Source organism: Massilia yuzhufengensis, from assembly GCF_900112225.1.
In the GTDB taxonomy this organism is placed as follows: Bacteria; Pseudomonadota; Gammaproteobacteria; order Burkholderiales; family Burkholderiaceae_D; genus Telluria; species Telluria yuzhufengensis.
This window is the reverse complement of sequence record NZ_FOLD01000026.1, coordinates 1-16736: the sequence shown is the minus strand read 5'-3', so window position 1 is coordinate 16736 and position 16736 is coordinate 1. Positions and strand designations below refer to the sequence as shown.

Annotated in this window: 17 protein-coding genes; 9 read left to right on the top strand and 8 right to left on the bottom strand. The window is 69.0% G+C overall.

Going from position 1 to position 16736, the window contains the following annotated elements; genetic code table 11:
- Positions 1-57: 57 nt before the first annotated feature.
- From mobB to BM031_RS18805, 8 genes are all read right to left on the bottom strand, one after another.
- The gene (mobB, locus tag BM031_RS18840; RefSeq protein ID WP_229409030.1) at positions 58-591 is read right to left on the bottom strand and encodes a molybdopterin-guanine dinucleotide biosynthesis protein B; all 534 of its coding nucleotides are present in this window, start codon (positions 589-591) and stop codon (positions 58-60) included.
- On the bottom strand, positions 563-1231 hold the full coding sequence (locus tag BM031_RS18835) for a general secretion pathway protein GspB (protein WP_091876099.1): 669 nt from the start codon (positions 1229-1231) through the stop codon (positions 563-565). The genes mobB and BM031_RS18835 overlap by 29 nt, the downstream gene beginning before the upstream one ends.
- A gap of 3 nt (positions 1232-1234) precedes the next feature.
- Positions 1235-2815: an ExeA family protein gene (locus BM031_RS18830; RefSeq protein ID WP_091876098.1), complete on the bottom strand. Its 1581-nt coding sequence runs from the start codon at positions 2813-2815 to the stop codon at positions 1235-1237.
- Between the two features lie 24 nt (positions 2816-2839).
- Complete coding sequence (locus BM031_RS18825) at positions 2840-3304, bottom strand: hypothetical protein (protein ID WP_091876097.1); 465 nt, start codon at positions 3302-3304, stop codon at positions 2840-2842.
- A gap of 6 nt (positions 3305-3310) precedes the next feature.
- Positions 3311-3496 (bottom strand): hypothetical protein, encoded by a 186-nt coding sequence (locus tag BM031_RS18820; RefSeq protein WP_091876096.1) that lies wholly within the window; start codon positions 3494-3496, stop codon positions 3311-3313.
- A gap of 74 nt (positions 3497-3570) precedes the next feature.
- Positions 3571-4395 (bottom strand): metal-dependent hydrolase, encoded by an 825-nt coding sequence (locus BM031_RS18815; protein ID WP_091876095.1) that lies wholly within the window; start codon positions 4393-4395, stop codon positions 3571-3573.
- Between the two features lie 21 nt (positions 4396-4416).
- A complete protein-coding gene (locus BM031_RS18810) occupies positions 4417-4758 on the bottom strand; it encodes an EF-hand domain-containing protein (protein WP_091876094.1) in 342 nt (113 codons plus the stop codon).
- A gap of 5 nt (positions 4759-4763) precedes the next feature.
- Positions 4764-6332 (bottom strand): S10 family peptidase, encoded by a 1569-nt coding sequence (locus BM031_RS18805; protein WP_370660062.1) that lies wholly within the window; start codon positions 6330-6332, stop codon positions 4764-4766.
- A gap of 424 nt (positions 6333-6756) precedes the next feature.
- Between BM031_RS18805 and BM031_RS18800 the strand changes: the two genes are divergently transcribed.
- From BM031_RS18800 to BM031_RS18760, 9 genes are all read left to right on the top strand, one after another.
- Positions 6757-8121: a head GIN domain-containing protein gene (locus BM031_RS18800; protein ID WP_091876092.1), complete on the top strand. Its 1365-nt coding sequence runs from the start codon at positions 6757-6759 to the stop codon at positions 8119-8121.
- A gap of 227 nt (positions 8122-8348) precedes the next feature.
- Positions 8349-9227, top strand: a complete 879-nt coding sequence (locus BM031_RS18795) for a glucosamine kinase nucleotide-binding domain-containing protein (protein ID WP_091876091.1) — start codon at positions 8349-8351, stop codon at positions 9225-9227.
- On the top strand, positions 9224-10309 hold the full coding sequence (nagA, locus tag BM031_RS18790) for an N-acetylglucosamine-6-phosphate deacetylase (RefSeq protein WP_091876090.1): 1086 nt from the start codon (positions 9224-9226) through the stop codon (positions 10307-10309). Before BM031_RS18795 ends, nagA begins: the two co-directional genes overlap by 4 nt.
- Before the next feature lie 17 nt (positions 10310-10326).
- The gene (locus tag BM031_RS18785) at positions 10327-11337 is read left to right on the top strand and encodes an SIS domain-containing protein (protein WP_177207820.1); all 1011 of its coding nucleotides are present in this window, start codon (positions 10327-10329) and stop codon (positions 11335-11337) included.
- 10 nt (positions 11338-11347) lie between these two features.
- The gene (locus BM031_RS18780; protein ID WP_091876088.1) at positions 11348-12859 is read left to right on the top strand and encodes a glycoside hydrolase family 3 protein; all 1512 of its coding nucleotides are present in this window, start codon (positions 11348-11350) and stop codon (positions 12857-12859) included.
- 152 nt (positions 12860-13011) lie between these two features.
- The gene (locus BM031_RS18775; RefSeq protein WP_091876087.1) at positions 13012-14328 is read left to right on the top strand and encodes a tetratricopeptide repeat protein; all 1317 of its coding nucleotides are present in this window, start codon (positions 13012-13014) and stop codon (positions 14326-14328) included.
- A gap of 141 nt (positions 14329-14469) precedes the next feature.
- The gene (locus tag BM031_RS18770) at positions 14470-15540 is read left to right on the top strand and encodes a flavodoxin family protein (protein WP_091876086.1); all 1071 of its coding nucleotides are present in this window, start codon (positions 14470-14472) and stop codon (positions 15538-15540) included.
- Between the two features lie 29 nt (positions 15541-15569).
- Positions 15570-16313 (top strand): GntR family transcriptional regulator, encoded by a 744-nt coding sequence (locus tag BM031_RS18765; RefSeq protein WP_091876085.1) that lies wholly within the window; start codon positions 15570-15572, stop codon positions 16311-16313.
- A gap of 203 nt (positions 16314-16516) precedes the next feature.
- The coding region (locus BM031_RS18760; protein ID WP_177207815.1) for a DUF4372 domain-containing protein at positions 16517-16736 on the top strand (220 nt) is incomplete at its 3' end.

Genomic DNA, 16736 nt, shown 5'->3' with positions numbered 1-16736 from the left:
TTCTCCCATTGAGGCGTATCCACCATTATCGGCGGCCCCAACCAAAACTTTAGGCCCTCAGCGCAGCCATTTTTCCAGCCAGGCCAGCACCTGACCCGGATCATTCAGGTCCAGCCACGCCGGCCCGCCCTCCCCTGGCGCGCGCGGCACGTCCGTGACCACCGCGACAATATCGGCGTCGTCCGGATACAGGGCCGGCTTGCCCAGCGCCGGACGGAACACTTCCAGCTTCGGAATCCGCTCCCATTTATAACCTTCCACCAGCGTGATGTCCGCCGGCGCCAGCCGCGCCAGGTGTTCGGCCAGCGACGGTTCCGGCGCGCCGCGCAATTCGCGCAGGATGGCCACGCGGTAGGGCGACGCGATCATGACCTCGGCCGCGCCCGCCATGCGCAGGCGCGCGCTGTCCTTGCGCGGCGGTTCGAGCTCGATGTCGTGGTGGCTGTGCTTGATGACGTTGACGCGCAAGCCCTGCCCCGCCAGCTGGCCCACCAGGTATTCCAGCAGCGAAGTCTTGCCGCTGCCGGACCAGCCAACCACGCCCAGCACCGGGCCGTGCGGCTCAGTAGCCGACACGGTAGCGGTAGCCACGGAAGTTCATGATCGCCGCCTTCGGCAGCAGGCGCTCCAGCACCAGGCCGGGCGCGACTTCCTCGCCCTCGCGGCGCAGCGTCTTGTCGACCAGCAGCAGGCGCTCGGACGGGTTGGGCGAATAGATGTAGCCGCCGACGGTCACTTTCGGGACATCGCGCTGGATGGCCTCGGGCAGCGACTGCAGCGCACCGACGTTGTCGTCAAGCACAGGCGCAGGACGCGGCGCTTCCGGCGCGGCCTCGGCCGGTTCGATGCGCGGCGCCGGCTCGGCCATCGGTGCCGGAACTGCCGGCCTGGCTGCCGCTTCCTTCGGCTTGGCGGGCGCGGCCGGTTCCGGCGGCGCGGCCGTGACCGGCGTTGGCGGCGGCGCGGCGGGAACCGCCACCGGGACCGGGGCCGGGACCGGAGCAGCGACACTGGCCACCTGCAGCGCCGGGGCCGGTGCCGGCTGGCGCAGCAGGAACAGCGCGCCCAGCGCCACCACGAGCGCGCCGGCGCCCAGGCCGACGATCAGCGCCTTGCGGTTGGCGCCGGCGGCCGGCGCCGCATAGCTGGGCGCCGGGGCGTGGATGGTCGGGGCGCTGCCGAGCTGGCGCTCCGCCTGTGCCTTCTTGAGGGCTTCGAGGATATAGGACATGGCTTATTTTCCTGTACCGGCCACGGCCAGCAGGCGCGGCTCGGGCACGCTTGAAAGCTGGTTCAGGCGCATGTAGGTGCGCGGGCCGGCCACGCCGTCCGCCTTCAAGTGTTGCGCGGCCTGGAAGCGGCGCAGCCATTCGCGCGTGGTGGTGTCGAGCGCGCGCCCGGGCGCCGGCGCCGGCGTCCGGTTCAGCTGGGCCAGGCGCGTGCCCAGCCAGTCGACGTCCGGCCCGCGGTCGCCCTCGGCGAGCTGGTCGCGAAAACCGCGCGGCATGCGCCAGAAGGTGGTGAACTCGCCGCCGAAACGGGCCACGAAGGTGGCCAGATCGATGCGTTCGCGGCGCGCGCCGGCGCTGAGGGTGACGCTGTTGCCGTCCATGTGGGACAGCACCGCATAGCCGGTGCGCGGCCCATCGTGCAGGGTGACCACGGCCGGCCGGTCCAGCAGGCGCAGTTCATACAGGCCGCCGCGGCCCTGGTGGCAGCGCAGGTCCAGGCGCGGCGCTGCCTCGCAGGGATTCTCGCCCGCCAGCGGCTGGCCCCACAGGGCCGCCAGTTCGCGCAGCGCGTTCGCCTCGACCGCCTGCACCGGCGGCACGGCGGACGCGGGCGGCAACGCGGCAGCCGCCGCGGACACCTGCATCGCAGGCGCCGGCGCCGGCGCGCGCGCCGGCAGGGCCTGCCAGGCGGCGGCGCTCAGCGCCACGGCCGCCAGTACGCCGCCGGCCACCAGCGGCGCGCGCAGCCGGCGCGGCGCGGCCGGTTCGCCGGCGAAGACCTCGTCGGCCGCTTTCTTCAGGATCTGGCGCGTGACCTGGGGGCTGTTCTCGACATAGGCGCCGAGCAGCGCGCGGTCGCACAGCAGGTTGATCCGGCGCGGCACGCCATGGGTCAGCGCGTGGATCTGCGGCGTGAGCGCGGGCGGAAACGGCGTGCCCTCGGCGCCCGCCACGGCCAGCCGGTGCGCCACGTAGGCGCCCGTTTCCGGCGCCGACAGGGGTCCCAGGTGGTAGCGTGCAATGACGCGCTGGGCCAGCTGCTCCAGTTCCGGGCGGGCCAGCATGCTGCGCAGCTCGGGCTGGCCGATCAGGATGATCTGCAGCAGCTTGCGCTCGCTGGTCTCGAGGTTGGTCAGCAGGCGCAGCTGCTCCAGCACCTCGGCCGACAGGTTCTGGGCCTCGTCGATCACCAGCACGCTGTTCAGGCCCTGCGCGTGCGCATCGAGCAGGTAGCGGTTGATCGCATCCACATAGCCCTTGAGACCGAACGGCGTGTGGCTGGCGGCGGGCAGTTCGATGCCCAGCTCGTCGCACACGCTCAGCAGCAATTCCTCGACGCTCAGGCGCGGGTTGAAGATATAGGCCAGCCGGCAATGCGCGGGCACCTGCTCGATGAAACTGCGGCACACCGTGGTCTTGCCGGCCCCGATCTCGCCGGTGAGCAGGACGAAGCCTCCGCCGCTGCCGATGCCATACAGCAGGTGCGCGAGCGCCTCGCGATGGCGCTCGCTCATGTACAGGTAGCGCGGATCGGGGGCGATCGAGAACGGCGCCCCCTTCAGGTGGAAGTAATTGGTATACATGAGCAGCGGTGCAAGGGCGGGTACTTAGCGGACCGGCAGCGATTTGAACTTCGAGCAATATATCTTGCTTTTGTCATTCATGTAAGCGATGGTGCTGCCCCGGTTTGACACGCGCAAAGGAAAGCGCGATGCGTCGGCCACCTTGAAGGCGCCGCCGGAAGCCGCGCGGATGGCCGCTTCCAGCTCTTCCGGCGTGCTTTCGGTGAGCGCGCCGATGAACACGCGCTCGCTGCTGTCGTCGCTGACCATCACTTCCTTCACCTCGGCGCCCCACAGGGTGGCGTCGACCTTGAACCAGTAGGCCCCGCCCTCGCGCTTGTAGGCGGGGGCGAAGTTGGTGGTGAGGTAATCGTGGAAATAGCGGTTGTCGAGGTGGCTGCGGCACAGCAGCGCATTGCCGATGACGGGGCCGAAGGTCGATGGCATGGCGCGGGCCGGCAGGCAGCCGGATGCGAGCGCAGTGGCAAGCGCGATGGTGGCCAGGCGCACGTCGGCCTACAGCCTGGACAGCCAGTCGCGGTTGGCCGCGATCTTGGCCTTGACCGAGGCCGGCAAGGCGTCATAGCAGCCAGGATGCTGCTTGAGCGCATGCTCACGCACTTCCTTCTGCATGCCGTTAACGAGGAACACATAGACGGCCGCGCCGTCGTCGTTCTTGCGGGTACCCATATAGCGGATCAAGGGGATTCTCCTTCCATACCCTGCATTATGACACTGCAGGGCCCCGCCAGGCCACGCGCCAGGCAGGATGCCCTTCACGGCGCCGTGCTGCGCACCGGTCGCCAGGCCTCGCTGTTGCGCTCGAGCCACGCGCCCAGCAGGGCGCGGTTGTCATGCTGCCAAGGATGGAAGCGGGGAGAAAAATACTGGAGAACCGGCCCGGCCATGTGCCAGGCCAGGCCGCGCCGGCCGCACCACATGCGCGCCGCACTGAGCCACGTGGCGGGCCGCCACAGGGCGCCGTCGCGGTACAGGTTGTGCAGGGTCTGGCGGTGCACGTCGATCCAGAACACCAGGCTCGCATGCGCGAACCACAGCACGCGGCGCCAGTAGCCGCCGCCGGCCGCGCGGTAGGCGTCGAAGGCCACCGCCTTGTGCTCGAGTTCTTCGACGGCATGCCATTCCCACAGGCGGCGCAGCGCCGGCTCCGCGTCCTCGATCCACTCGGGCTTGCGCAGCACGCCGTCGGCCAGGATGGCCGTGTAGTGCTCCAGCGCGCAGGTGATCGCCACCCGGCTGCGCACGCCGAGGCGACCGATCCGCGCGACCCGCCGGGCGATGCCCTTGCCGGTGACGAAGGACAGGCCCTGCCGCTCGAGCTCGGCGTTGTACTGCAGGTGCATGTGGCGGTGGGTCGCTTCCTGGCCGACGAAATCCTTTACTTCGGCGCGCAGGTCCGGGTCGCGCAGCTGCTCTTCCGGGATCGCGCGCAGGCTGTCGATGAACATCTGCTCGCCGATCGGGAAGGTCATCGACAGCGCATTGAAGAACTGGGTGCGGTAGGCGTCGCCGCCCAGCCAGCGGCGGCCGAAGCCGCCGGACAGGTCGACGTCGAGCTTGCGGACGGTGAGCGAGGACATGGCGGTCGCGGAACTGGCGGGCTAGCGCCGTCCGTCCCTGGCCTGCGCCAGGTAGCTGCGCAGGTCGTCGAACGTCACATGGCCGCGGCGGCGGCTGTCGATGGCGTCGAAATGGCGGGCGACGAAGCCGAAGTTCTTTGCCTCGTCGGCCGACAGGCTGCCGTTGCCATCGAGGTCGGCCGCGCGGAACTGCGCCTCCAGCTTGGCCAGCGCCTGCGCGCGCAGCGCCGCCCCGGCCGCGGGCGGCGCTTCGGCCGGACGGTTGCGCAGCGCCGGCGGCACCGTGCCGTCGACGCCGACCGGCGCCTGGGCCTGGGCGGCCGCCGCGCCCGCCGCACTCACGAGCAGGAGGAAGAGCGTCATGGTCTTCATTGTGCCACCGATACGCTGTTGTAGAAGGCGCGCAGGTCGGCCTTCTGGAGGCGGCGCACGCTGTCGTCGAGATAGCTCATGTGCCCGCTGTTGTAGTTGCGGACCTGGATGCCCGCGCTCGGACCGAGCCGCGCCAGGTCCAGCTCGGTCTGGTAGAACGGCGTCGCCAGGTCATGGTAGCCGCCCATGGCGAGCACCTTCATCGCCGGATTCAGGGTAAGCGCCGCGGCCAGGTCCGGGATCGTATCGGGCAGCGCCTTGCCGTCGTGGCTGAAGTTCCAGAGCTCGAGCACGTTGTTGGAATTGATGTAGGGGGTGGGCGCCGTATAGCGCAGTTCGGTCTCGAGGTAGGTGCGGATGGTGTTGTTGAAGGCGCTGCCGACCAGCGTGAGCGAGGGGTCGCCGCCGGCGGCCAGCGCGCTGCCCACCGGCGCGATCACCCGGGCATCGTAGCGCCCCATCACCTGCCCCGGCAAGCGGCGCGCGCGGTAGGCGCCCGGCACCATCGAAAAATCCTGGCGCCAGGTCAGCGCCGGCAGCCCGGTGTAGTTGACCAGCTGGTTGATGGTGGCGTCGGTCGGCGGGGTGCCGCCGCCGAGGAAGGCGGCCACTTCACTGCGGTAGCTGCCCGCGGCAAAGGCGCGCGCCTGCTGCAGCACCGACGAGAAATCGGTCGGCAGGCTGCCGTTCTGGTGATACGCGGAGACCGCCGCGTAGCTCGGGATGTAGCCTTCGCAGCTGAGCTGGCCGGGATTGAACACGCCGCAGTTGGCGTTGTAGTTCATGGCCGGCGACTGCAGCATCACGCCGGTCACGCGCACCCCGGCGCTCTCGAGCAGGTTGGCCATCACGGCCGCGCGCGGCCCGCCGTAGGATTCGCCGAACAGGTAGACCGGCGAGGCCTGCCGGTTGTTGGCCACCAGGTAGCGCCGCACAAAGTCGCGGAACGCCGCCGCGTCCTTGTCGACGCCCCAGAACTGGGCATTGGTATTGGGCGCGACCGCCTGCGAATAGCCGGTGCCGATGGCGTCCACGAACACCAGGTCGGAATGGTCGAGCAGGGTTTCCTGGTTGTCGACCAGCTGGATCGGCGTGCCGGCCGGCTGGGCCAGCGGGAAGCTGGTGGCCAGCCGGCGCGGCCCGAACGCGCCCAGGTGCAGCCAGATCGACGCCGAGCCCGGACCGCCGTTATAGAAGAAGGTCAGCGGCCGCTGCGCCGCCGGCTGGGCCCCGGCCGTGTAGGCGATATAGAAGAACGACGCCGCCGGCTGGCCGGTCTGCAGGTCGGTGGCCGTCAGGTGCCCGGCCCGGGCGGTGTAGTCGAAAGGCTTGCCGTCCAGGGTGATGCGCGGCTGCACCGTCGACGCCGCCTCGGTGGCGCCCGCCAGCGAGGCCGCCGCCGCCCCCGAATACGTCACCGGATCGGCATACGTGCCCGGCAGCGCCGCCACCGGCGGCGGCTGCTGCACCGGCGGCGCCGGCGCCGGCGAGCTGCCCCCGCCGCCGCCGCACGCAGCCAGGATCGCCGCAAGCAAGGCGCTCGCCAGCGTGCTTGTCGGGACGATGCGGCGCGGCTGCCGCGCAGAGCGTTGAGTGGCCAAGATCGTCCTCGTCGAAAACTGTCGGGTCTGCCGCCGATGATGCGCCGACTGAAAAAAAAACTCAACCGCAATCCCACTTCCCACTTCGGGGTCAGGTCTGACATTTGGACACGAGCTCGACGGTAGGGCACCAGACGGCCATGTCCACGCAAAAACCGCCCTCCAAACATTGCTGTCGCAGTAACGTAGTCAAGGCCAAGGCTGAGGCCGTGTCCAAATGTCAGACCTGACCCCGAAGTTGAAGTTTACAAAGGTAATGGGTGCTAGCGGCTCATCCACGCGATATGCATTCTGGTCGCCGTTTTCGCGCGTTTGTCGGTTTGCGGATGCGGGGCGCGGGGACTTGCCTTAATGTCCAGTCTCCGAAGCTCACCATGACGACCCGCACATGAAAACCGTCCTCAAGCCCGCCCTCCTCGCCCTTGCCGCCAGCCTGTTTGCCGCCCAGGCCAGCCACGCCGAAGCGCCGGCGGTCGCGGTCGCGCAGCGCAGCGTGCAGCCCTTCAGCGCCATCGAACTGTCCGGTCCTTATGATGTCGTGGTGCGTGCCCAGGGCCGCCAGCAGGTGGAACTGACGGGCGAGCGCAAGCTGCTCGACGAGATCGAAACCTTCGTGCGCGGCGATACGCTGGTGGTGCGGCCGGTCCAGCGCAATGGCTTCCACTTCAGCTGGGGCAAGCGCGAGACGCCGACCATCAGCATCACCGCGGCCCAACTGAAGAGCCTGAAGATGTCGGGCAGCGGCGACGTCGAGCTGACGCAGGTGGCGGGCGAGCGCTTCAGCGTCAGCGTGGACGGCCCCGGCGACCTGCAGGCGGCGGGCGCGGTGCGCGAGCTGGCGGTGCGCGCCAGCGGCAGCGGCGACGTCGACCTGCACCGGATCAAGGCGGCCAATGTCGACCTGGCCATGTCGGGCCCGGGCGACGTGCGCCTGGCCGGCGTGGGCAACGAGCTGGCCGTCACGCTCAGCGGCTCGGGCGACCTGCAGGCCGACGAGCTGCGCCTGGCGCGCCTGAACGCCCGCATCAGCGGGCCGGGTGGCATGACCCTGTCGGGCAGCGCGCGCGAGCTGCGCGCAGAGCTCAGCGGTTCGGGCGACTTCGAAGCCTGTGCGCTGGCGGTGGAGGCGGTGTCCACGGTCCAGCGCGGGCCGGGCAACGCCTGCGTGGCCGGCACGATCCGGAAATTCGATGCCGAAGTCAGCGGCTCGGGCGGGCTGGAAGCCCGCGGCCTGCAGGCGGCCGTGGCCATGGTGCGCCTCGGCGGCCCCGGCAACGCCACGCTGAGCGGCAGCATCGGCGACCTGACCGCCGAAGTAAGCGGTTCGGGCGAGCTCGACGCGGGCAGCCTCAATGTGAAACGGGCGGCCGTGAAGGCGCGCGGCGCGGGCGGCATTGAACTTGCCACCGTGTCCGATACGCTCGACGCCGAACTGCACGGCTCGGGCGGGCTGGATGCGACCATGGACGGCAAGCGCCTGCTGCTCAAATCGAGCGGCCCGGGCAGCGCCCATATCGCCGGCAAGGTGGAACTGGTCAAGGCCAGCCTGAGCGGGTCGGGCGGGCTCGATGGACGGCGCCTGACGGCGGGCCGCGCTGACATCGCGGTGACCGGGTCCGGCAACGCGGCGGTGCATGTCACCGGGCGCGATGACCGCACGACCGACCGCCGCGAACGGCGCAAGGCGGCAGGCGACGACCAGCACGCCCAGCTGCTGGTGGTGGACCGCCGCGGCAGCCGCAACGCCGAATAGTCGCCTCCCCCGCTGGTATGGACCACCATACCAGCCGTTTTTCGATGCCCGACAATACCAGTTGAAGTACCACTAAAAACATTTGCAAAATCAACGGGTTATGCAAATAACCTATGGCCATCACGGCATTCTTGCACAGGAAATTTGCATACCAGTTAAATACCTGTTGACATCGCTGTACCGCCTGCCTATAGTGCGCTGACCTCCCCGGCAGAACACTTCATACCATGACCGACTATCTCATCGGCGTCGATGGCGGCGGCACCGGCACCCGCGTGCGCCTGGCGCGCGCGGACGGCGCCGACATCGCCCAGGCCAGCGGCGGCCCCTCGGCCCTGTCGCGCGGCATCGACAATGCCTGGACCACCATCAACGGCGCCATCGCCGAAGCCTTCGCCGCCATCGGCATCGACCACATTCCCATGCATGCGTGCGCCATCGGCCTCGGCCTGGCGGGCGTGCACAACAAGGAATGGGCGGCCCAGTTCGTCGCCGCCAATCCCGGCTACGCCGCGCTGGCGCTCGACACCGACGGTTTCACCACCCTGATGGGCGCCCACGGCGGCCAGCCCGGCGCGATCGTCGCGATCGGCACCGGCAGCGTCGGCGAAGCCATGCTGGCCGACGGCGCCAAGGTGGAAGTGGGCGGCTGGGGCTTCCCGGCCGGCGACGAAGCCAGCGGCGCCTGGATGGGCCTGCGGGCCCTGAACCACATCGAACAGGTCCTGGACGGCCGCGTCGAAGGCCGCGCCTTCGCGCGCGAGGTCGTCGCCTTCTGCGGCGGCTCGCGCGACGCGGTGCAGGTCTGGCTCGGCAAGGCCAATCCGGCCGCCTACGCCGGCCTGGCGCGCTTCGTGGTGGCGCATGGCGTCACCGACCCGGTGGCGCGCACCATCCTCGAACACGCCGGCCGCGAAGTGGCCAGCATCGCCGATGCGCTCGACCGCAGCCACAGCCTGCCGCTGGCCCTGTGCGGCGGCCTGGGCGACGCGCTGCGCGCCTGGCTGCCGCCCGAGACCCTGGCGCGCTGCGTCCCGGCGCAGGGCGATTCCGCCGCCGGCGCACTGCGCATGATTCAGCGCCACCTACAAGGAGCAGCACAATGAAGGGCAACATCCTCACCCCCGGTGGCTGGATCCACGGCGAACTGCGCCATGGCGCGCGCATCGACAGCATCGAAGGCCACGACGTCGACCCGTCGGCCAACAGCGACGACTACATCCTGCCCGGCTTCATCGACGTGCACGTGCACGGCGGCGCCGGCCGCGACATGATGGAAGGCGGCGACGCGCCGCACGTCATCGCCGCCCTGCACGCGAAGCACGGCACCACCGCCCTGCTGGCCACCACCATGACGGCGCCGGTCGAAGACATCGACCGGGCCCTGGTCGCCATCGGCGCCGCCTGCAAGCAGCGCGGCAAGGACGAGGCGCGCATCCTCGGCGTCCACCTGGAAGGCCCCTACATCAACTCGGGCAAGCTGGGCGCGCAGCCGCCGTTCGCACGCGAAGCGACGCTGGATGAGGTGAACCGCTTCAACGCCCAGGCCCCGATGCGCCTGATCACGGTGGCGCCCGAAGTCGACGGCCACATGGACCTGCTGCGCGCGATGGCCGATGCCGGCATCCGCGTGCAGATTGGCCACACCAACGGCTCGTATGAAGTGGGCGTGCAGGCGCTGGCGCACGGCGCGGTGGGCTTTACCCACCTGTTCAACGCCATGCCCGGCCTGCATCACCGCGACCCCGGCATGGTGGGCGCAGCGCTGGCGCATGCCGAATACGCCGAGATCATCCCGGATCTGCTGCACGTGCACCCGGGCGCGATCAAGACCGCGCTGCGCTGCATCCCGAAGCTGTTCTGCGTGACCGACTCCACCGCCGCCGCCGGCATGCCGGACGGCGAATACATGCTGGGCCGCCAGGTGGTCCACAAGTGCATGGGCGGCGTGCGCCTGTCGGACGGCACGCTGGCCGGCAGCACGCTGACGATGGACCAGGCGCTGCGCAACCTGGTGGGCATCGGCCTGTCGCTGGAAGACGCCAGCCGCCGGGTGTCCACCAACGCCGCCGACTACCTCGGCGAAACCCAGCGCGGCCGCCTGGCGCCGGGCTGCCACGCCGACTTCGTGGTCCTCGACCGCGACCTGCAAATCAAAGCCGTCTATATCGAAGGAGAAGTACTGTGAGCCCAAGCACCTCGTTGATGTACCAGGAAGCCCTGTCCGCCGGCGACTGCGTCGCCCAGCAACTGGCGCAAGACGCCGATCGCTACGCGGAACTGGGACGCGCCCTGCGCGCCACCCGGTTCCACAGCGCGGTGACGGTGGCGCGCGGCAGCTCCGACCACGCGTCGAGCTACCTGGCCTACCTGATCATGGCGCGCATGGGCCGCCTGGTGACTTCGCTGCCGATGTCGCTGGTGACGCTCTACAAGTCCCCGCTGGTCACGCGCGACACCCTGGCCGTGTCGATCTCGCAATCCGGCCAGAGCCCGGACGTGGTGGAACCGATCCAGTACTTCCGCGCCGGCGGCGCCACCACCGTGGCGCTGGTCAACGACGCCACTTCTCCGCTGGCGCAGGCCGCCGAATGGACCATGCCGCTGCACGCCGGTAAAGAGCAGAGCGTGGCCGCCACCAAGAGCTTCATCGCCAGCATGGTCGCCGGCGCGCGCCTTGTCAGCGAATGGCAGGACGACGCCGAACTGCGCGATGGGCTGGCCGCCCTGCCCGACGCCCTGCGCGCCGCCGCGCAGGCCGACTGGTCGGCCGCGATCGAGGTGCTGGCCCCGGCCCGCAACATCATGGTGGTCGGCCGCGGCATCAGCTTCCCGGTGGCGCTGGAGTCGGCCCTGAAATTCAAGGAAACCTCGGCCCTGCAGGCCGAAGCCTTCAGCGGCGCCGAGATCAAGCACGGCCCGATGGCCCTGATCGACGAAGGCTATCCGCTGCTGATCTTCGCCACCCGCGGCCCGGCGCAAGCGGGCCTGGTGGCGCTGGCCGACGAGATGCGCGGCCGCGGCGCACGCGTGCTGCTGGCCGCGCCGCAAGACGTCGCCAGCCGCGACCTGACCTTGCCCACCGCCGCCATCCCCGACCTCGACCCGATCGCCGCGATCCAGGCCTTCTACATGATGGCCGCCAACTTGTCGAAAGCGCGCGGCCTCGATCCGGACCGCCCGCGCCACCTGAGCAAAGTCACCAAGACCAACTAAGCGCTTTCCCATGACCGACTACCTTCAACTCGCCGGCCAGCTGATGATGGTGCGGCTGTTCGGCACCGAGCTCGATGCCGATACCGAGGCCTTCCTGCGCCAGTACACCGTGCGCGGCGCCTGCCTGTTCCGCCAGAACATGCTGGACGCCGCCCAGCTCGCCCACTTCACCGGCGCGCTGCGCGAGGCGATGGGCCCGCAGGCCCTGATTGCCCTGGACCAGGAAGGCGGCGCCGTGGTGCGCTCGACCTGGGTGCCGGCGCCGCCGAGCGCGATGGCGCTGGGCGCGGCGAACGACCCGCAGCTGGCGCGCGACGTCGGCGCGGCGGTGGCGCGCGCGGTGCGCTCGCTCGGCTTCAACTGGAACTTCGCGCCGGTGCTGGACCTGAACAACAACCCGCACAACCCGGTGATTGCCGAGCGCTCCTTCGGCGCCGACCCGATCGCCGCCACCCGCATCGCCATGGCCTGGATGGAGGGCAGCGAAAGCGAAGGCGTGGCCTGCTGCGTCAAGCACTTCCCCGGCCACGGCGACACCCACGTCGATTCGCACCGCGACCTGCCCACCGTCGACAAGCCGTTGGCGGAACTGGAGCGCTTCGAGTTCGCCCCCTTCCGCATCGCGGCCAAGGCCGCGCCGGCCATGATGACGGCCCACATCCTGTACCCGGCGCTGGACCCGGACTTCCCGGCCACGATGTCGCGCCCGATCCTCACGGGCATCCTGCGCGAAGGCTTCGGCTACCAGGGCGTGATCATCACCGACGGCATGGACATGCACGCCATCGCCCACCGCTACGGCGCCGGAGAAGCGGCCGTCAACGCGCTGGTGGCCGGCGCCGACATGGTGATGGCGATCGGCGCGCGCGAGACGCAGGAGGAGACCGTGCAGGCGATCGCCGCGGCGATCCGCGACGGCGTACTGCCGATGGACGACGTGCAGGCGCGCCTGCAACGCCTGGCGGCCCTGGCCGCGGCCCATCCGGCCGGAGCTGCAAGCTACCTGGTCGAAGCCGACGACCGCGCCCTGATGGCGCGCGCCTGGCGCGCCGGCCTGACGGCGCTCGGCCAGCCGCAGGGCCCGGCGAAGGGCAGCAAGATCCGCCTGGTCGCGCGCGCCGACGTGGTCAGCGACGGGGTATCCGAAGCCGGCGTGCCGGCCGCCAGCGTCGCCGCCGCCCTGGGCCGCCTGTACGAGGTCGAGCTGGTCACCTTCGCCGACGCGGAAGGCTTCGACTGGGCCGCCCTGCCCCAGGACGGCCGCTTCACCATCCTGGCCTCCACCGCGCGCCGCCGCTATGGCCCGCATGCGCGCGCCAGCTGGCGCCCTGACCTGCACCTGGCGCTGTGGAACCCCTACCAGGCACTGGACTTCCCCGCCCCCGCCCTGATGACCTATGGCTTCGCGGCGCCGGCAGTGGACGCCGTGGTCGACTGGCTGGCGGGCGAAGCCGATGCGCCGGGACAATGCCCGGTGCCGGGCTTCGACGGTGCCGAACAGAAAATCGGTAACGCTATGTAAGCACACGGGCGCGCCGGCGCGCCGTGCGGCACAATTGCCGAGCCTGAGAAAGGCACTTTATGGGACAATGCCCACTTTGTCCGGATTGGCATTTGCGTCATATTGCCGCATATGCACGTCTCATCATTACCGACCTGATTGAAGGATACTCCATGGCCCAATTCCGTCTTGCCCGCCTCTGCCTGATGCTCGCCGCGATCGGCGTCTCCGCCCCGGCGCTGGTAAGCAGCGTCCACGCGCAGCAGAAGAGCGACGCGCCGGCCCCTGCTGCCGCCGCCGCACCGGCAAAGGACACCGTCCGTCCTGAAATCTTCAAGCTGCTCGACCCGGCCGCCATCAAGCCGCTGATGGACGCCAAGAACTACACCGAAGTGCAGAACCGCATCACCCAGGCCGACGCCTTCCCCAACCGCACGCCCTACGAAGACTACGTCATCAACCGCATGAAGCTGTCGCTCGGTTCGACCACCGACAACAATGCGATGGCGATGCCGGCGCTGGAAGCGGTGATCAACTCCAATCGCCTGCAGGGCGAGGAGCAGGCCAACTTCATGCAGGCGCTGGGCAACATGTACTACAACGCCAAGAACTACCCGAAAGCCATCGAGTGGTTCAACCGCTACGAGAAAGAAAGCCCGACGCCTGAAAAAGTGCGTTCGTCCAAGGTCCGCGCCCAGTACCTGAGCGGCGACTTCGCGGCCGCCAAGGGCGCCCTGCTGCCGATGGTCACGGAGATGGAAAAAACCGGCCAGAAGCCAAGCGAGGAAGACCTGCGCCTGCTGTCGTCGGCCGCGGTCAAGGTCAAGGACGATGCCGCCTACCTGGTGGGCCTCGAGAAGCTGGCGCGCTACTACCCGACCGATGACTTCTGGACCGACCTGCTCAACCGCGGCGTGGCACGCCAGAAGGGCTTCGACGCCCAGACCAACATGGTCAACGTGTACCGCCTGGAATTCGCGGCCGTGAAGCAGATGGCGGCGGAAGAGTACACCGACCTGGCCGAACTGGCCATGCGCGACGGTTTCCCGACCGAAGCCAAGAAGGTCATGGATGCGGGCTTCGCGGCCGGCGTGCTGGGCAAGGGCAGCAATGCCAAGGCCCACGCGGCACTGCGCGACAAGGCCGGCAAGGGCGCGGCGGACGACGCCAAGAACATCGCCGCCGGCGAAGCGGGCGCGGCCAAGGCCAAGACCGGCGCCGGCCTCGTCAACCTGGGCTGGGCCTACGCCACCATGGACCAGGCCGACAAGGGCATCGGCTTCATCCAGCAAGGTATCGCCAAGGGCGGCCTGAAGAACGTCGAAGAAGCCAAGCTGCGCCTCGGCATGGCGCAAGTGCGCGCCGGCAAGAAAGCCGAAGCGCTGCAGACCTTCCAGGGCGTCAAGGGCGGCGCCGGCGCCGGCGACCTCGCCAAGTACTGGACCATGCTGCTGGAGCAGCAAGGCGGCGCAGTCGCTGCCGCCAAGTAAGCTTTAGGCGGCACAAGAAACCGGACAATTGTCCGGTTTTTTTTCGCCCGCACATTTGCAGCTTTCACAAGCTTATGTGCGCGCGCGAACATTCGTCCCACATTGTCGGATCGATAATTCCTGCATACATCGGGAGACGGCATGACATCGGTACGCACAGGACAGGCCCCAGCCAAGCTGGGCCGCAACGAATTCCACCTCCGCTTCCGGCAAGCCTTTGTCGACCCCGCCTACGACAACGTGGCGCAGGAACTCGAAGCGGTGGAACAGGTCGCCTGGGAAGCCTACGACGAAGGCCGCAAGGCGCCGCGCACCGTCAAGGCCGGCCCCGGCTTCGCCGACCCCGACTACGACCTGTCCATCGAATGGAAGCAAACCCGCGACCGCCTGCTGGCGGCCGAACTGCGCCAGAAGGACCCGTCCACCCGCAGCCGCGTCCTGCTCATCAACGGCTCGGCCCGCAACGACGGCACCTGCCCCGGCGAGATCTCGAAAAGCTGGCGCATGACCGAACTGGCGCGCGAAGTCCTGGTGGCCGAGGGCATCGAAGCCGACGTGCTCGACCTGAGCCTGCTCAATTCCGACTACGACCGCCACATCCATCCCTGCAAGGGCTGCGTCTCGACCGCCATGCCGCTGTGCCACTGGCCCTGCAGCTGCTACCCGAACCATGCCGAGCGCCAGGTCAACGACTGGATGAACGAACTCTACGAGCGCTGGGTGCTGGCGCATGGCGTCATCATCGTCACGCCGGTCTACTGGTACCAGGCGCCGGCCGTGCTCAAGCTGATGATCGACCGCCTGGTCTGCGCCGACGGCGGCAACCCCGACCCAACCGCGACCCAGGGCAAGAAGGCGGAGCTGGCCAAGGACATCGAACTGGCCGGCTGGGACTACCCCAAGCACCTGGCCGGGCGCGCCTACGGCATGGTGGTGCATGGCGACGTCGCCGGCATCGAGGGCACGCGCCGCTCGCTGGGCGACTGGCTCGGCTGGATGGGCCTGGTCGATTCCGGCACCTTCGCCCAGCTCGACCGCTACGTCGGCTACTACGAGTCCTATGCCGAGAGCCACGAGGTGATGGACCGCGACACCGCGCTGCAGGAAGAAGTGCGCAACGTGGCGCGCGCGGTGGGCGCGGCCGTGCAGGAGATCCGCGCCGGCCGCGTGGCCGTGGTCGAGCATCGGCTGAAGAACCCACGGCCGAAGTGAGGCAGGTGCTAACCCGCTAGAATGCCGGCATGAACCCACTCGCCGAATTCATGCAGTCGGCCGCCGGCGGCGGCGCCAAGCTTCCGCTGTACCAGCAACTCGAGCACGCGCTGCGCCGCGCGATCGACGAGGGCGCGCTGGCGTCGAGCTCCGCCCTGCCTGCCGAGCGCCAGCTGGCCCAGGAGCTGGGCATCTCCCGCATCACCGTGCGCAAGGCGATCGACGCGCTGGTGGACGAAGGCCTGCTGGTGCGCCGCGCCGGCGCGGGCAACTTCATCAACACCCGCATCGAAAAGAACTTCGCCAAGCTGACCTCGTTTTCCGAAGACATGCGCGCGCGCGGGCGGGTGCCGCGCAACGAGTGGCTCAAGCGCTCGGAAGGCCTGGTGACGCCTGAAGAGGCGCTGCGCCTGCGGCTCTCGCCTGGCACCGCGGTATACCGCTTCAACCGCATCCGCTACGCCGACGAGGTGCCGATGTGCCTGGAGTACGCCACCATCGCCGCGTTTGCCCTGCCCTCGCTCGGTGCGGTGGGCGATTCGATGTACGAGGCGCTGGGCGCGGCCGACAACCGGCCGGTGCGGGCGCTGCAGCGGCTGTCGGCGCTGCTGCTCAATGCGGAGCAGGCCAGGCTGCTGCAGACGCGCGAGGGCGATGCGGGGCTGTGCGTGGAAAGGCTGGGGTTCGTGCGGGATGGAAGGGCGGTGGAGTTTTGCAGGTCGTATTTCAGGGGGGATATGTACGACTTCGTGGCGGAGTTGAATGCGGGGTAAGTGCAAGCCGCGCAGGTGGAGCGGGATTGACGACCCGCGCCCTTTGAACCGTCATTCCCGCGCAGGCGCACTGCTGTCCGGAATAATTTGCTTGACTTAGCAAGGAGGGGTTGCAGGCATTGGTTTACGAGGGTTAACCTCGGTTTGCCGACTTAAAAACCAAACCTGCAACCATGTACAGCATAACGACATTTCAAGAATTAATGAAGGGGCTGCCCCGCGCTGCCTTCGATCAGGCAGTCGCCCGCCACAATGCCGCCAAATATACCAAGCACTTCAAGCCTTGGAATCACATGACGGCGATGGTGTATGCGCAGGCCAGCGGAGCGCCGAGTTTGCGCGCCCTCGAAACTGGCTTCAATGCGCACGCATCGCATCACTACCATCTCGGCGCCTCAATGCTCAAGCGTTCGACGCTGGAAG

Bases quoted from the DNA above. Each gene is read 5' to 3' on its own strand.
- BM031_RS18835 (WP_091876099.1), bottom strand. From the start codon at position 1,231: ATGTCCTATATCCTCGAAGCCCTCAAGAAGGCACAGGCGGAGCGCCAG.
- BM031_RS18830 (WP_091876098.1), bottom strand. From the start codon at position 2,815: ATGTATACCAATTACTTCCACCTGAAGGGGGCGCCGTTCTCGATCGCC.
- BM031_RS18815 (WP_091876095.1), bottom strand. From the start codon at position 4,395: ATGTCCTCGCTCACCGTCCGCAAGCTCGACGTCGACCTGTCCGGCGGC.
- BM031_RS18810 (WP_091876094.1), bottom strand. From the start codon at position 4,758: ATGACGCTCTTCCTCCTGCTCGTGAGTGCGGCGGGCGCGGCGGCCGCC.
- BM031_RS18800 (WP_091876092.1), top strand. From the start codon at position 6,757: ATGAAAACCGTCCTCAAGCCCGCCCTCCTCGCCCTTGCCGCCAGCCTG.
- BM031_RS18795 (WP_091876091.1), top strand. From the start codon at position 8,349: ATGACCGACTATCTCATCGGCGTCGATGGCGGCGGCACCGGCACCCGC.
- nagA (WP_091876090.1), top strand. From the start codon at position 9,224: ATGAAGGGCAACATCCTCACCCCCGGTGGCTGGATCCACGGCGAACTG.
- BM031_RS18785 (WP_177207820.1), top strand. From the start codon at position 10,327: ATGTACCAGGAAGCCCTGTCCGCCGGCGACTGCGTCGCCCAGCAACTG.
- BM031_RS18780 (WP_091876088.1), top strand. From the start codon at position 11,348: ATGACCGACTACCTTCAACTCGCCGGCCAGCTGATGATGGTGCGGCTG.
- BM031_RS18775 (WP_091876087.1), top strand. From the start codon at position 13,012: ATGGCCCAATTCCGTCTTGCCCGCCTCTGCCTGATGCTCGCCGCGATC.
- BM031_RS18770 (WP_091876086.1), top strand. From the start codon at position 14,470: ATGACATCGGTACGCACAGGACAGGCCCCAGCCAAGCTGGGCCGCAAC.
- BM031_RS18765 (WP_091876085.1), top strand. From the start codon at position 15,570: ATGAACCCACTCGCCGAATTCATGCAGTCGGCCGCCGGCGGCGGCGCC.